Here is a 13,676-nt window from a genome sequence, read left to right as displayed (position 1 = left end):
GCCCTCAGCGCCTGGGCGCGGGCTTGTTCGGCTTCGGCTTGCTCCCGCCGAACATCTTCTCCACCTGCTGCCCCACCCGCGCCCCGATGGCCGTGCCCACGCCCGGCAGCACCGCGCTACCGATGGCCGCGCCGGTGAGCGCGGCGCCGGTCAGCGAGAGCTCGGGGTCGCTCACGGTGCCGCCTATCTTGAGCGGCACGCCGACCACGCCGTCGACCAGGTCCACCGCGATCTCGCCGTCGAGCTTGCGGTTGAACAGCTTCAGGCTGCCGCTCGCGGTGAGCACGCCCGAGCGGGCCTTGAGGTTGGAGTACTGCAGCACCACGCCGTTGTCGGTGCCCTGGGTGTCGAGCGTGCCTGTGAGCTCGTCCAGCGGCGTGCGGCCGCCACGGCTGATGCCGGCGGTGCTCACTGCCTTGGCCACGTCCAGCTTGGTGAGCGTGGCGGGCTGCACGGAGAAGGTGGTGCGGGTGTGCAGGTTGCGGACCAGCGCGCTGACCTCTTCGGCGCTGCCCGCCTCGGCCACCAGCGTCGAGTGGCCGGAGACCTTGCCGGCCACCGAGGTGCGGCGGTCGAAGGCCTGCACCAGGCTTTCGATGTCGACCTGGCGCGGGTCGAGCTCGGCCGACACGCGCAGCTTGCCGTTGGCCAGGGTCTCGAAGCGCGCGACGCCGTTCAAGGTGCCGCCGCCCAGGTCGATGCGGGTGCGCCAGCGGTCCTGCCCCGCTTCGCGGTCCAGCCGCAGGCGCGCAGGTGGCAAGGGCGATGCCAGGCCGGCGCGCTCCACGCGGGCCTGGCGCGGGCGCCACTGGGGGTCGAAGACGATGTCGCCGTCGTAGGCCAGCGCAATGTCGCGCCGGTCGATCCAGCTCAGGTCGCGCCAGCGCACCCGTTCCACGGGCACCGGTGCCAGGGTCCAGGGTGCCGGCAGTGCCACGGGCGCCGCGCCCTCGACGGGCTTGGGGCCCTTGCCGCGAAAGGCCCGCACCGACGCGCTGGGCAGCACCAGGCTTTCGATCTCGACGTCGTCCAGCGCAATGACGCGGTGCAGCAGCGGTGCCAGCTTGAGCCGCAGCGTGACCTGCCGCAGGGTGATGGGCCGAGGCTGCCCGGTGGCGACGTCGGACAACACCAGCATGGGCATCGGCAACAGCGACCAACGGGCGCTGCCGACCTTCAGCGGCACGCCGAAGCGCTGCTCGAAGCCCTCGGCGATCTTCGCGGCCACCTCTTCGTCGGTGGGAAGTTTCGAGCGCACCACCAGCACCAGGGCGCCCACGCCGATCACCAGGACGGCGGCAATGCCGAGGAGCCAGCGGCGAACAGGGTGCTTCATCGATCCAAGTTAACACGCAAAGGCGACTGCCGATGTCAGCCGCCGTCGCTATAGTTTTAGCCACCTATTTCAGGAAAGAAGAACCGAATGCGTATCTGGAAAAAAGAGATCTCCGTCGAGGAGCTGACCCGCAACCACGTCGGGACTGCCGTCTCCACGCTGGGCATGGAGTTCCTGGAGGTGGGCGACGATTTCATCCGCGCCCGCTGCCCGGTCGACGAGCGCACCCGCCAGCCCTACGGCATCCTGCACGGCGGCGTGTCGGTGGTGCTGGCCGAGACGCTGGGCTCCTGCGGCGCCCACTACTCCGCCCCCGAAGGCGACCGCGCGGTGGGGCTGGACATCAACGCGAACCACATCCGCTCCGTCACCAGCGGCTGGGTGATCGGCACGGCGCGGCCGGTGCACCGGGGCCGCACCACGCAGGTCTGGCAGATCGACCTGACCAACGAGGCGGGCGAGCTGACCTGCGTCTCGCGCATCACGATGGCGGTGCTGCAGCCGCGCTGAGGACGGCGGTTTTCTTTCTCCGGCGCAGGGTGCGTGCCGGTGTTCAGGCGGGGGTTCATCACCCACAATCACGCCCCGGGAAAGCCGGGACGTCCCGGCCACCGAGCACCACACCCAACAAGAGGAGATAGAAGAATGTTCAACTGGACTGAACGGCCCGCGTCCGCATTGGCCAACGGCGCGGTCATCGCGCCCGACGAGCGGCTGCCCTGGCTGCAGACCGGCGCAATGGGCGTGCAGCACGTCATCGCCATGTTCGGCGCCACGGTGCTGGCGCCGATCCTGATGGGCTTCAGCCCCAACATCGCGATCCTGATGAGCGGCATCGGCACGCTCATCTTCTATTTCGTGACCGGCGGCAAGGTGCCCAGCTACCTGGGCTCAAGCTTCGCCTTCATCGGCGTGGTGATAGCGGCCAGCGGCTACGCGGGCAAGGGGCCCAACGCCAACATCGCGGTGGCGCTGGGGGGCATCGTGGCCTGCGGGGTGGTGTACATCCTGATCGGGGCGCTGGTGCAGGCCATCGGCACGGGCTGGATCGAGCGCTTCATGCCGCCGGTGGTGACCGGTGCGGTGGTGGCGGTGATCGGGCTCAACCTGGCGAGCGTGCCGATCAAGAACATGGCGGCCAGCAACTTCGATTCGTGGATGCAGGCCGTGACCTTCCTGTGCGTCGGGCTGGTGGCGGTGTTCACGCGCGGCATGCTGCAGCGCCTGCTGATCCTGGTCGGGCTGATCCTGGCCACGCTGGTCTACGCGGTGCTGACCAACGGCATGGGGCTGGGCAAGCCGGTGGACCTGAGCGGCATCGCCAACGCGGCCTGGGTCGGACTGCCGACCTTCACCGCGCCGGTGTTCACGGCCAACGCAATGCTGCTGATCGCCCCGGTGGCGATCATCCTGGTGGCGGAAAACCTAGGCCACCTGAAGGCGGTGACGGCCATGACCGGCCGCAACCTGGACGCCTACATGGGCCGCGCCTTCATCGGCGACGGCATCGCCACGGTGGTGAGCGGCAGCGCTGGCGGCACTGGCGTCACCACTTACGCCGAGAACATCGGCGTGATGGCCGCCACGCGCATCTACTCCACCGCGGTGTTCGTGGTGGCGGCGCTCATTGCGCTGGTGCTGGGCTTCAGCCCCAAGTTCGGCGCGCTGATCCAGGCGATTCCGCTGCCGGTGATGGGCGGCGTGAGCATCGTGGTGTTCGGCCTGATCGCCATTGCCGGCGCCAAGATCTGGGTCGACAACAAGGTCGACTTCTCGCAGAACAAGAACCTGATCGTGGCGGCCATCACGCTGATCATCGGCACCGGCGACTTCACGCTGAAGTTCGGCGACTTCGCCCTGGGCGGCATCGGGACCGCCACCTTCGGCGCGATCATCCTGTACGCCCTGCTGGGCCGCACGAAGAACTGACCGGATGAAAAGCGGCACGAAGCGCGCGCGGCGCGGGGGCCGGGTGTAACGCCCGGTCACCCGGGTTTGGCCGGCGCCCGTTAGACTCCAACGCTTTTCGCACCGACGTTTTCCAATGGCCGATGTCTCCGCCGCGCGCACCAAGGCGGTTTTCGAATTCAAGAGCGCCACGCTGCCGCTGATCGCAGTGATCCTCAAGACGTCCGACCTGGACGTGCTGGCCGAGGCGCTCGACGCCCAGCTGGCGGATTCGCCCGATTTCTTCGAGCAGGAGCCGGTGGTGATCGACCTCTCGCTGCTGCAGGAAGCACAGGGCGAGAGCGGCGAGGCCGCCGGCGACATCGACTTCGCCGCCCTGCGCAGCCTGCTGGCGCGCCACCAGACCCAGCCCATCGCGGTGCGCGGCGGCAATGCCGCCCAGCACGCCGCGGCGCGCGCCGCCGGCCTGTCGGTGGCGGCCATGCCTGCTGCGCCGGCGCCGCGCGCTCCCGCCCCGCCGGCGGAGCCGCCAGCGTCCGAAGCCCCGCAGATCGTGCGCGAAGTGCCGGTGCCGGCCAACGGCACGCTCCTGATAGACAAGCCGCTGCGTTCTGGCCAGCAGGTCTACGCCCGTGGCGGCGACGTGGTGGTGACGGCGGTGGTGAGCTTCGGCGCCGAGGTCATCGCCGACGGCAACGTGCACGTGTACGCGCCGCTGCGCGGCAAGGCCATTGCCGGCGCGCGCGGCAACACCGAGGCCCGGATCTTCTCGACCTGCATGGAAGCCCAGCTGGTGGCCATCGCCGGCATCTACCGGACCAACGAAGTGGCGCTGCCCGACTCGGTGCTGGGAAAATCGGCCCAGGTTCGCCTGGACGGCAAAAAAATAGCGATCGACCCCATCTGATGCGCCCCCCGGCTTTGCACTCCGCTTCGCTGCGTGTCGTTCGCCACCCCCCGAGGGGGAGGCGCGGCTCGCCTTGGGGCGGCCCGGCGGCGGCCGCATCTCGCACAACCAACAACTGAATCGAAACAAGAAGGAATGGCCATGGCCAAAATTGTGGTGGTGACTTCGGGCAAGGGCGGCGTCGGCAAGACGACCACGAGCGCCAGCTTCGCATCGGGCCTGGCGCTCGCGGGCAAGAAGACGGCGGTGATCGACTTCGACGTGGGCCTGCGCAACCTGGACCTGATCATGGGCTGCGAACGCCGCGTGGTGTACGACCTGATCAACGTCATCCAGGGCGAAGCCAACCTGAGCCAGGCACTCATCAAGGACAAGCAGTGCGACAACCTGTTCGTGCTGGCCGCCTCGCAGACGCGCGACAAGGAAGCGCTCACGCAGGAGGGCGTCGAGAAGGTGCTGACCGACCTCGCCGCGATGGACTTCGAATACATCGTCTGCGACTCGCCCGCGGGCATCGAGACCGGCGCCATGATGGCGATGCACTTCGCCGACGAGGCACTGGTCGTCACCAACCCCGAGGTGTCCTCGGTGCGCGACTCGGACCGCATCCTGGGCATGCTCAGCAGCAAGACCAAGCGCGCCAAGGACGGCGGCGACCCCATCAAGGAACACCTGCTGATCACCCGCTACAACCCGAACCGGGTGGCGGGCGGGCAGATGCTGTCGCTGGAAGACATCCAGGACATCCTGCGCATCAAGCTGATCGGCGTGATCCCCGAGTCGGAGAGCGTGCTGCACGCCTCCAATCAGGGCGTGCCGGCGATCCACGACAAGGAAACCGACGTGGCGCAGGCCTACAGCGACGTGGTGGCGCGCTTCCTGGGCGAAGAGAAGCCGATGCGCTTCGTCGACGCCGAGAAGCCGGGCTTCTTCAAGCGGATTTTCGGAGGCAAGTAGGCCATGTCCTTTCTCTCGTTCCTGCTGGGCGAAAAGAAGAAGACTGCCAGCGTCGCGAAAGAGCGGCTGCAGATCATCCTCGCGCACGAGCGGTCCAGCCTCAGCGGCAAGAAGCGGCCCGACTATCTGCCCGAACTCCAGCGCGAGCTGGTGGCGGTGATTTCCAAGTACGTGTCGATCAACGCGGAAGACATCAAGGTGCACCTGGAGACCCAGGACAACCTCGAAGTGCTCGACATCAAGATCGAGCTGCCCGACCCTGCGCCGGCGCCCGCGCGCTGAGCGGGCCCACGGATCCGGACCGGCACCGCCGGCCTCAGTCCCCCGGAGCGGCCTCGGGCAGCGCCTGCAGGCGCTGCGCCCATTCGGCCGCCTTGTGCGCGTCGAACAGCGGGCTCTCGCGGTCGCCATAGAGCACCTGCGCCAGGTCCTCGACACAGGCGCGCTGGCTTTCCAGGTTCTGCTCGCAATCGCCGAGCGCGGCGCCGGCCAGCAGCCAGCGTTCGGCCTCGGCGGCGTCCGGCGGCGCGCCATGCCCGTGAAAGCGCAGCATGCCCAGCTCGTAGCAACCCCAGCCCTGCAGGCGGCTGTCGTCGTCTTCAGCCAGCTTCTGGAACGCGTAGGCCGCCTCGGCATGGAGCACCTTCGCCTGCGCCGCATCGGCTGCCTCGTCGCCATTTTTCTCGCCCGCCTCCGCGGCCTGCCTGCACAGCGTGACGCCGAGTTGCAGCGTGCCGTCTTGGTCGCCAGCTTCGTCGCTGCGGCGGAAGTAGCCTGCGGCGCGCGCCATGTCGGGCGCTACCTGCTCGCCGGCCCGCAACGCCAGCCCCAGGTTGAACAGCGCCATGGGGTTGTCGCGTTCGGCGGCCGCTTCGTAGTGCCGCACGCCGGCCTCCGGGTCGCGTTCGCCGCCCAGCCCTTCGAAGAGCATGTAGCCCAGCTGGGCCTGGGTTTCCGCGTCGTCGGCGCCGCCGTGCGCAACGGCGTGGACGAGCCATGCGCGCGCGCCGGCCGGGTCGGCGCCCCTGCCCGCCGCGTCCGCGCGCAGCATCAGCGCGAGCTCGCGCATGGCTTCGGGCAAGCCGCCGGGTGACGCGCTGGCAGGCGCATCGCCCGGCGCACGCACGCCGGCGGCACGCGCCATCCATTGCAGGGCCTGCATTGCGTCGGCCGGAACGCCCTCGCCGTCGCGCAGATGGCAGGCCAGCTCGTAGGCCGCCCGCAGGTCGCCCGCCGCATGGCGCGCGGCCATGTGCGCGGCGTGCTCCTGCTCGCTACCGTCGGCATGCAGCCAGACGTACACGTCGCGGTCGTTGCGCGCGGCCTTCACTGGCTCGCCCGCGCTCCAGCGTTTGCGCAGTTCGGAGCGGACCAGCACGGCGTACCAGCCCTCGCTGACGGAGACGGGCGACCCGATCCAGGGATAGGCCTGCGGATGCAGCGTGGACCCGTCGGCGCGCAGCACGCCCACGGCCAGCTGCCCCTTGGCGGTCTTGTCGGTCTTTTCAGCGCGCGGCAGCGGGTCGGCCACCAGCCAGCCGATGTCCTGCGTGCCCCACGTCAGCGGCTGCACCGTGCGATGCCTGCAGGGCACCAGCTCGCGGCCGGCGCCGATGTCGTAGATGCCGCGCAACCATGGCGCGTTCTTCGCCGTGCGGCCGCCCTTGGACGCCACGCGCACCAGGTCGCGCTGCACCATCGCGTGGGCGCGCTCCTCGCCGGTCAGCGGCTCCAGCGATTCGAACAGGCCGTAGTCGAAAGGCACCAGCACCTGGCCCCGCGCGTCGATCAGCCCGCACCGGCCCGCTTCGCGCTGCACGGCGAAGCGCTTCGGCCGGGCCACGGGCGCGGCATGGCTGGACGCCGCGTCGGCGGCCTCCAGCATCTCGACGGGATATTCCTCGAGCAGCTCCAGCACCTCGTACACCGGCTCGACCGCCACGCGGCCCTGCGCATCGATGAGCCCGGCCTTGCCGCCGCGCGTGGCTTCGAAGGCGTCCCAGTCGTGGCGCCACTCGAGGGTGTCGAAACCCGGCGGCACGGCCCATGCGCCATCGGTGCGCACCAGGCCCCAGCCGGCGTCGGTGTGCGCGGGTGCGAGGCCGCAGGGCGCGAAGTCTTCGGCCTCGTCGAATTGCGGCGCAATGGCCCATCGGCCCTGCGCATCGACATAGCCCTGGCGCTCGCCCACGCGGGCGCGCGCCACGCCGCCGGCAAAGCTCCAGATCTCGTCGACCGAAGGCGCCATGAGCCAGCTGCCGTCCATGCGCAGCAGCCCGATGTGGTCGCCCACCAGCACGGTGGCGATGTCGTCCTCGAAGTCCCACGCCTCGTCGAGCTGGGGTTCGAGCAGCACGCGCAGTGCATCGGCGTCCGCAAGCAGCAGACCGGTGTGCTCGCCGCGCGACACCCACAGCAGGCGCGCGTCGCTCGCGCCGCTGGCGCGGATGTCGTCCCACGCGGGCTCGGCCACGGTGCGCCGGTCGCCGTCTTCCGAGAAGCGCACGCCCCACAGGCCGTTGGCCTCGAAGCGCCAGAGCGGGCCGTCCAGGTGGTTGTCCCAGTCGCGGTCTTCTCCAGCTTCCCCGTCTTGCTCGTCGCCGTCGCCTTCATTCGCCATGAAGTCTTCGAAGCGCTCGTCGCGCGGCGGCTCGTAGCCGTTGAAGTAGGCATGCGAAACACCGCCCAGGCCGAACTGCCAGGCCCAGCCCTCCCAGTCGGCGAAGCGCTTGATGCCGAGTTCGGCGTCGAAGCCGGGGTGGTTGCCGCTGTCGATGCAACGCTGCACGCGCGCCCACCGCGCATTGCATTCGTTGCGGCTGCGCTCGATGAAGCCGCCCTGCTGCGCATCGCCGTCCATCCACGACAGCTCGTCCAGGTCGGCGGACAGGCACGGCCGGGTGCCTTCGGGCGCCTCGTCGATCAGCGCGGCCAGATGCAGCGCCAGCGCCTCGAACTGGAGCGCGACCTGCGGCAGCGTGTGCAGCATCGGATGCCGCTCCACGAAGGCCTGCATGCGCCGGACGCGGCCCAGCGCGGCGTGCGCATCGCTGGCGAGGTTGCGGGTGCCGGCGTCGCCGAAGACGCGCTGGTGGTCGATGGCCGCGCCCGCCGCGCCGTTCGCCAGCAGGATCTGCCAGAGCACGGGAAAGTTGTTGTTCGCCGCGCCGAATTCGGTGGAGGCGGCCTCTTCGTCATCGGCTGCGGTGCGGTGTTCGAGATAGAGCCAGGAGCGATTACCCATGTGCGGTCGGTGCGTGTGTGGTCCCTGGCGAAGGCCAGGGTTGACGGGCAGTTTAGGGGCGCGCCACGAGGCGCCGAGTGACCCGCGCGCTCCCCCACAAGCCCTCCTCGAAGTGGCGGCAAAAGCCTTAAAGATGTTTTGCTCATGTGAAACCAACAAACGCATCGTTCCCCGAATAAGCAGTTCTGCCGAGAATCTCCGGTCGGCCCCAACCGGGGCCCCGACTCTCTTGCGCGCCAGATGAACTTCCAACAACTGCGCTCGGTACGCGAGGCCGTTCGTTGCGGCTTCAACCTGACCGAAGTCGCCCACACCCTTCACACTTCCCAGCCCGGCGTGAGCCGGCAGATCCGCGAGCTCGAGGAAGAACTCGGCATCGAGCTGTTCGTGCGCGCCGGCAAGCGGCTCACGGGCCTCACCGAGCCCGGCGGGCATGTGCTGCCGATCATCGAGCGCATGCTGATGGAGAGCAGCAACCTCAAGCACGCGGGCCAGGAATTCATCGCGCAGCAAAGCGGGCTGCTGTCGGTGGCGGCCACGCACTCGCAGGCGCGCTATGCGATGCCGGTGGCGGTGCAGGAATTCCGAGCGCAGTTCCCGAACGTGAAGCTGCACCTGCACCAGGGCTCGCCCAAGCAGATCGCGCAGATGCTGCTCGACGGCGAAGCCGACGTGGGCATCGCCACCGAGGCGCTGGGCGATTATCCGCAGCTGGTCGCCCTGCCCTGCTACCGCTGGACGCATTCGGTGATCGTGCCGCCGGGGCATCCGCTGCTCGACGCACCGCTGACGCTCGACGCGCTCACGCGCTATCCGCTCATCACCTACGACACCGGCTTCACCGGCCGCTCGCGCATCGACGAGGCCTTCGAGCAGCGCGGACTGCAGCCCAACATCGTGCTGGCCGCGATGGATGCCGACGTCATCAAGACCTACGTGCAGCTGGGCCTGGGCGTGGGCATCGTGGCCGGCGTGGCCTACGAAGCCGAGCGCGACACCCACTTGCGCGCGCTCGATGCGGGGCGGCTTTTCGGCATCAACCTCACCAAGCTCGCGGTACGGCGGGGCACCTACCTGCGCAAGTACGTCTATGCCTTCATCGAATCGTTCGCGCCCACGCTGACGCGGGCGGTGGTCGAAAAGGCCCTGGGAGACGAGGCCAAAGCCTCACACTACGAAATCTAGAGCCTGTCCAGTGGCGTTTGGGGGGTGTGTACCGGGGACGACAGAAAGGTTAAAAAAGAAGAATGCAGCTTCACACAGGCGGCGTACATTCGGGTTAATTCCCTGGCTTCCTGGAAACGGATCAGCAATGGCATCGACCCCGCAGCAGCAGCAACAGCAAACAAGGGCCGCCCTCAAGGCCGCCGATGCCGCGGAGCGGCGCGAACGGCTGAGACGGGGCCTGCCCGCCACGGTCGAACTGCTGCAGAGCCGCCAGGCCGATCGCATCGACGATGCCGACATCGATGCATACGTGAGCCTCAACTGGCTCGAATGGCACGGCGGCGGGCTTCGCCTGACCATCACCGGCCGCAACGTCTGCGCCCAATCGGCGCCCACCGCACTGGTCTGAAAAAAACGCCGCAAGCCTCGCGGCCTGCGGCGTCGTCTGTGCAGTGCTGTTTCGCGCAATGGCCGAAACAGCGTCTGTTTACTGGCCTGCGATGATGTTCGCAATCACGCCGGTGGCAATGGCCGCGAGCACGAAGTCTCCGCCCACGCCCACCCATTGGTACCCACGCGGCGGCTGCTGCAGCCGGTAGGCACGCCAGTCCTGCACCACGTAGTTGCGGCCACGGTACTCCGGCGGCACGCGGCCACCACGGCGCCATTCGGCGTGCGGTTGCGGGAAGCCGCGGCGATCGAACTGGCGGCCGTCACGGAAGTCCTGGTTGCCACGGTAGCCCGGCGGGCCGCCACGGTGATCGAAGTTGGGGCCGCGCTGTTCGAAGCGTCCGTCGCCCGGGCCGGGACGGCCGTCGAAACGACGATCCTGCGCAACGGCGCTGCCGGCGGCCATGCACATTGCCAGTGCCGCTGCGGCAACGGCCATGCTCTTTGACTTGATGTTCATCTGGAATCCTCCATGCGTTGATGAGACGAGTCCATTGTGTGCCCCGCATGTGTCCGCAACGGCCGTTTCAGGTCGCGGTCAGGTGAAATCAGGTAAGCGCTGGTATCCGTGCGGGGCCTTGTCCTGCAATCGGTCCAGCGGCGGCAGGTCGAGCTCGATCAGGGCGCCGTGGGTGCGTGCAAGGTCGAAGGTGCCGGTAGATTGCGGCCGGCCCGTGTGCAGCACCAGCGCATAGGGCCCTTCTCCGCGCGCGGCGATGCGCTGTGTGAGCGTGTCGCTGCCCTCCCCCGCATGGGCCGCGTTCTCGCGCGGCGACGACAGCACGAGCACGCTGCTCCCCAATGCGACGACCGCCACGCGCAGATGGCTGCCGGGCACCGCCACGGGCTCGCCGATGTGGGTGTCGGCATCCTCGGGCACCGTGCCCAGCAATGCGCGGTAGCGCGCGAGCGTCGCGTCGAGGTCGCGCACGGCGATGGCCAGGCTCGCCACGCCGAGCGCGCCGTTGGCATGCACGCGCGCTTCGCCTTCGGGCACGCGCAAGGCGCGCGGCGTGAGGTCGCCGCACAGGAAGGGCAAGTCGGCCGAGGGCGCACGCGCCGTCTGCCAGCGCAGGCGTTCGCCATCGGGCCGCACGCGGCCGCCGTCGAGCGGACCTTCCAGCACCAGGCCGCGCTCCTTCGCGCCGGCGACCGTGGCCGCGGTGTCGCGCGGCAGCAGCGCGAAGTCGACGATGCCCTCGCCGTGCTTCTGCAGCAGCTGCCACCACCGTTCGGCGGGCGACGGTTCGCGCCATGCGATCAGCTCGAAGTAGCTGCCGTCACCGAACACCACCAGCGCGTTGTGCGTGGCGCGGCCCGGATGGTCGCCGCCGCGCAGCACGTGGAAGCCGAGCGCGCCGTAGTCGGCGATGGTGCGTTCGAGGTCGTGCACCGCGATGACGACGTGGTCGAGTTTCAATGGCATGGGTGGGTTCTCTCTCTCTCTCCGTGGGCTTTCGCCGATTCAGGAAGCGGTGCGCGCCGCGCCGTCGCCGCCGAGGTAGGCATCGCGTATGCGCGCGTCCGCCAGCAGTTCGCGCGCCGGGCCCGACAGCACGATGCGCCCGGTCTGCAGCACATAGCCGTGGTGCGCGATCTGCAGCGCGAGGCTCGCGTTCTGCTCGACCATGAACACCGACACGCCCTGTGCGTTGATGCGCGCGATGAGCTCCAGCACCTTGTCGACGTACAGCGGCGACAGGCCCATGGTCGGCTCGTCCATGCAGATGAGCTGCGGACGGCCCATGAGCGCACGTGCCATCGCCACCATCTGCTGCTCGCCGCCCGACAGCGTGCCGGCCTGGAACTCGATGCGCTCCGCCACGCGCGGGAACAGCTCGAGCATGCGCTCCAGGTCTTCGGCCACGGCCTTGCGGTCGCTGCGCGCGTAGGCGCCCATCAGCAGGTTCTCGCGCACGGTCATCGCGGGGAACAGGCGGCGCGCCTCGGGCACCGAGCCGATGCCCTTGCGGATGATCTGCGGCGTGCTCAGCCCGAGCGTGGAAGCGCCGTTGAAATTGACTTCGCCCGAGCGCGGCTTGAGCAGGCCGAGCACGATCTTCATGGTGGTCGACTTGCCGCTGGCGTTGCCGCCGAGCAGGCTGACGATCTGGCCCTTGCGCACTTCGATGTCGAGGTCGAAGTGGGCCTGGACCGGACCATAGAAGCTGTTGACCTTCTTCAGCTGCAGCAGCGGCTTGTGCGATTCATTCGGAGCCGGCGCGGCAGTGCGCTCCGGCAGCCCCTCTTCGCCCCGGCCCTCTCCCCAGAGCGGCGACGGAGAAAGGCCTGTGCGCGCGACGGTGGCGATCATGCGGGCACCGCCTCTGCCGCACCCACATGGCGATGCCCGAGATACGCCTCGATCACCGCAGGGTCGTTGCGCACTTCATCGGGCAGCCCCTCGGCGATCTTGCGGCCGTCGTCGAGCACGGCCACGCGGTCGGAGAGCTGCATCACGAGGTCGAGCTTGTGCTCGATCAGCAGGATGGCCTGGCCGCGCGCCTTGAGGCTGCGAATGATCTCCAGCATCTCGGCGGTCTCGCTCTCGTTCATGCCGGCGGTGGGCTCGTCGAGCAGCAGCAGGCGCGGCCGAAGCGCGAGCGCGCGTGCGATCTCTACACGGCGGCGGTTGGCATAGGAGAGGCTGTAGGCCGGATGGTCGATGCGCGGCGCCAGCCGTTCGCCGAAGAGCGCGATGATCTCGCGCGCTTCTTCGCGCAGTGCGTCTTCCTCGCGGCGCACGGCGGCGGGCTGCACCAGCGCCAGCGCAAGCTCGGCCAATGCGCCCAGGCCCGGCACGCCGCCCGCGCGCGGTTTCACGGCGCGCAGCCGTGTGTGCGCACCGACCAGCACGTTGTCGAGCACAGAGAGATTCGCGAACACACGCCCATGCTGGAACGTGCGCGCCAGGCCGCGCTGCGCGAGCTGTTGCGCGGGCAGGCCGGTGATGTCTTCTGCGTCGAACAGCACCCGGCCTTCATCGGGCCTGTCGAGGCCCGTGACCAGGTTGAACAGCGTGGTCTTGCCGGCGCCGTTCGGGCCGATCACGCTCAGCAGTTCGCCCTCGCCCACATGCAGGTCGACGGCATCGACGGCGGTGAGGCCGCCGAAGCGGCGCACCAGGCCGCGTATCTCAAGCAGCGACGGCATCGGCGGCCTTCGCCTTCGAGTTCACGAGCTTCACGTCGGCGCGGATGGCCTGCGGATTGCGCAGCAGGTTCAGGATGGGGCAGTTGCGTTCGACCGCCTCGAACAGCGCGTCGATCTCTTCGCGGCTCGCGGGCGAATCGATGTGCACCGTGTAGCCGATCTCGTGCGGCCAGATGGGCGTCTTTTCATGGCCCGGCTTGCCTCCGCGCGGATCGATGATGCCGGTCACTTCCACTTCGAGGCTTTCGAGCGGCACCTGGCGCTCGGCCGCCTGGATCAGGAAGATGTGCGTGACGCAGGTGCCCAGCACGCCCAGTTGCAGCTCGGGCGAACTGGGGCCGAGGTTGTAGCCCGCGAAGTCGGACGGGCTGTCGCTGATGACCTGGTGGTCGCGGATGCGCAGGCGGCGCACGCCGCTGCGGCCTTCGGCCTTCACGCTGGCCTTGAGTTGCACGGGCTGCGCTGTGCCGGCCTCGACGGCGGCATTGCGTGCGAGCACGGCGGCGCGTTTCTCGGCGAGGTAGTCGTTCAGGTGGCTCATGGTGTGGTGTTCT

At 69.0% G+C, this 13,676-nt stretch carries 14 protein-coding genes; 7 read left to right on the top strand and 7 right to left on the bottom strand.

Going from position 1 to position 13,676, the window contains the following annotated elements; all coding sequences use genetic code 11:
• Positions 1-4: 4 nt before the first annotated feature.
• On the bottom strand, positions 5-1,336 hold the full coding sequence (locus tag ACWV14_RS00540; protein ID WP_454901783.1) for a hypothetical protein: 1,332 nt from the start codon (positions 1,334-1,336) through the stop codon (positions 5-7).
• A gap of 87 nt (positions 1,337-1,423) precedes the next feature.
• Here ACWV14_RS00540 and ACWV14_RS00535 point away from each other — a divergent pair, with 87 nt between their 5' ends.
• From ACWV14_RS00535 to minE, 5 genes are all read left to right on the top strand, one after another.
• Positions 1,424-1,846, top strand: coding sequence for a hotdog fold thioesterase (locus ACWV14_RS00535; RefSeq protein WP_081267295.1), 423 nt, complete (start codon positions 1,424-1,426; stop codon positions 1,844-1,846).
• Between the two features lie 135 nt (positions 1,847-1,981).
• The gene (locus tag ACWV14_RS00530) at positions 1,982-3,265 is read left to right on the top strand and encodes a solute carrier family 23 protein (protein WP_422088987.1); all 1,284 of its coding nucleotides are present in this window, start codon (positions 1,982-1,984) and stop codon (positions 3,263-3,265) included.
• Between the two features lie 115 nt (positions 3,266-3,380).
• Positions 3,381-4,151 carry a septum site-determining protein MinC gene (minC, locus tag ACWV14_RS00525; protein WP_422088988.1) on the top strand — a complete coding sequence of 257 codons (771 nt, stop codon included), beginning with the start codon at positions 3,381-3,383 and terminating at the stop codon, positions 4,149-4,151.
• A 141-nt stretch (positions 4,152-4,292) separates the two neighbouring features.
• Entirely contained in the window at positions 4,293-5,108 is an 816-nt protein-coding gene (gene minD / locus ACWV14_RS00520) for a septum site-determining protein MinD (protein WP_422088989.1), read from the top strand.
• A gap of 3 nt (positions 5,109-5,111) precedes the next feature.
• A complete protein-coding gene (minE, locus tag ACWV14_RS00515) occupies positions 5,112-5,390 on the top strand; it encodes a cell division topological specificity factor MinE (RefSeq protein ID WP_081269713.1) in 279 nt (92 codons plus the stop codon).
• A 34-nt stretch (positions 5,391-5,424) separates the two neighbouring features.
• Here minE and ACWV14_RS00510 read toward each other — a convergent pair whose 3' ends face one another.
• Positions 5,425-8,352, bottom strand: a complete 2,928-nt coding sequence (locus tag ACWV14_RS00510) for an SEL1-like repeat protein (protein WP_454901780.1) — start codon at positions 8,350-8,352, stop codon at positions 5,425-5,427.
• Positions 8,353-8,592: 240 nt separating this feature from the next.
• Between ACWV14_RS00510 and ACWV14_RS00505 the strand changes: the two genes are divergently transcribed.
• Both ACWV14_RS00505 and ACWV14_RS00500 read left to right on the top strand, forming a co-directional pair.
• Entirely contained in the window at positions 8,593-9,537 is a 945-nt protein-coding gene (locus ACWV14_RS00505) for a CysB family HTH-type transcriptional regulator (RefSeq protein WP_454901778.1), read from the top strand.
• Positions 9,538-9,664: 127 nt separating this feature from the next.
• Positions 9,665-9,928, top strand: coding sequence for a hypothetical protein (locus ACWV14_RS00500; protein WP_454901776.1), 264 nt, complete (start codon positions 9,665-9,667; stop codon positions 9,926-9,928).
• A 78-nt stretch (positions 9,929-10,006) separates the two neighbouring features.
• Here ACWV14_RS00500 and ACWV14_RS00495 read toward each other — a convergent pair whose 3' ends face one another.
• The 5 genes from ACWV14_RS00495 to ACWV14_RS00475 all read right to left on the bottom strand — a co-directional run bounded on the left by ACWV14_RS00495 (position 10,007) and on the right by ACWV14_RS00475 (position 13,663).
• Positions 10,007-10,429 carry an RcnB family protein gene (locus ACWV14_RS00495; RefSeq protein WP_454901774.1) on the bottom strand — a complete coding sequence of 141 codons (423 nt, stop codon included), beginning with the start codon at positions 10,427-10,429 and terminating at the stop codon, positions 10,007-10,009.
• A 78-nt stretch (positions 10,430-10,507) separates the two neighbouring features.
• Positions 10,508-11,395 carry a VOC family protein gene (locus tag ACWV14_RS00490; protein ID WP_454901772.1) on the bottom strand — a complete coding sequence of 296 codons (888 nt, stop codon included), beginning with the start codon at positions 11,393-11,395 and terminating at the stop codon, positions 10,508-10,510.
• A 39-nt stretch (positions 11,396-11,434) separates the two neighbouring features.
• Positions 11,435-12,283, bottom strand: a complete 849-nt coding sequence (locus ACWV14_RS00485; protein ID WP_454901771.1) for an ABC transporter ATP-binding protein — start codon at positions 12,281-12,283, stop codon at positions 11,435-11,437.
• The gene (locus tag ACWV14_RS00480; protein ID WP_454901769.1) at positions 12,280-13,122 is read right to left on the bottom strand and encodes an ABC transporter ATP-binding protein; all 843 of its coding nucleotides are present in this window, start codon (positions 13,120-13,122) and stop codon (positions 12,280-12,282) included. Before ACWV14_RS00480 ends, ACWV14_RS00485 begins: the two co-directional genes overlap by 4 nt.
• Complete coding sequence (locus ACWV14_RS00475) at positions 13,106-13,663, bottom strand: OsmC family protein (protein ID WP_454901767.1); 558 nt, start codon at positions 13,661-13,663, stop codon at positions 13,106-13,108. The genes ACWV14_RS00480 and ACWV14_RS00475 overlap by 17 nt, the downstream gene beginning before the upstream one ends.
• Positions 13,664-13,676 lie beyond the last annotated feature (13 nt).

This window comes from Variovorax durovernensis, assembly GCF_977011995.1.
This window is presented reverse-complemented; position numbering and strand designations above follow the sequence as displayed.

Bases quoted from the DNA above. Each gene is read 5' to 3' on its own strand.
- ACWV14_RS00540 (WP_454901783.1), bottom strand. From the start codon at position 1,336: ATGAAGCACCCTGTTCGCCGCTGGCTCCTCGGCATTGCCGCCGTCCTG.
- ACWV14_RS00535 (WP_081267295.1), top strand. From the start codon at position 1,424: ATGCGTATCTGGAAAAAAGAGATCTCCGTCGAGGAGCTGACCCGCAAC.
- ACWV14_RS00530 (WP_422088987.1), top strand. From the start codon at position 1,982: ATGTTCAACTGGACTGAACGGCCCGCGTCCGCATTGGCCAACGGCGCG.
- minC (WP_422088988.1), top strand. From the start codon at position 3,381: ATGGCCGATGTCTCCGCCGCGCGCACCAAGGCGGTTTTCGAATTCAAG.
- minD (WP_422088989.1), top strand. From the start codon at position 4,293: ATGGCCAAAATTGTGGTGGTGACTTCGGGCAAGGGCGGCGTCGGCAAG.
- minE (WP_081269713.1), top strand. From the start codon at position 5,112: ATGTCCTTTCTCTCGTTCCTGCTGGGCGAAAAGAAGAAGACTGCCAGC.
- ACWV14_RS00510 (WP_454901780.1), bottom strand. From the start codon at position 8,352: ATGGGTAATCGCTCCTGGCTCTATCTCGAACACCGCACCGCAGCCGAT.
- ACWV14_RS00505 (WP_454901778.1), top strand. From the start codon at position 8,593: ATGAACTTCCAACAACTGCGCTCGGTACGCGAGGCCGTTCGTTGCGGC.
- ACWV14_RS00500 (WP_454901776.1), top strand. From the start codon at position 9,665: ATGGCATCGACCCCGCAGCAGCAGCAACAGCAAACAAGGGCCGCCCTC.
- ACWV14_RS00495 (WP_454901774.1), bottom strand. From the start codon at position 10,429: ATGAACATCAAGTCAAAGAGCATGGCCGTTGCCGCAGCGGCACTGGCA.
- ACWV14_RS00490 (WP_454901772.1), bottom strand. From the start codon at position 11,395: ATGCCATTGAAACTCGACCACGTCGTCATCGCGGTGCACGACCTCGAA.
- ACWV14_RS00485 (WP_454901771.1), bottom strand. From the start codon at position 12,283: ATGATCGCCACCGTCGCGCGCACAGGCCTTTCTCCGTCGCCGCTCTGG.
- ACWV14_RS00480 (WP_454901769.1), bottom strand. From the start codon at position 13,122: ATGCCGTCGCTGCTTGAGATACGCGGCCTGGTGCGCCGCTTCGGCGGC.
- ACWV14_RS00475 (WP_454901767.1), bottom strand. From the start codon at position 13,663: ATGAGCCACCTGAACGACTACCTCGCCGAGAAACGCGCCGCCGTGCTC.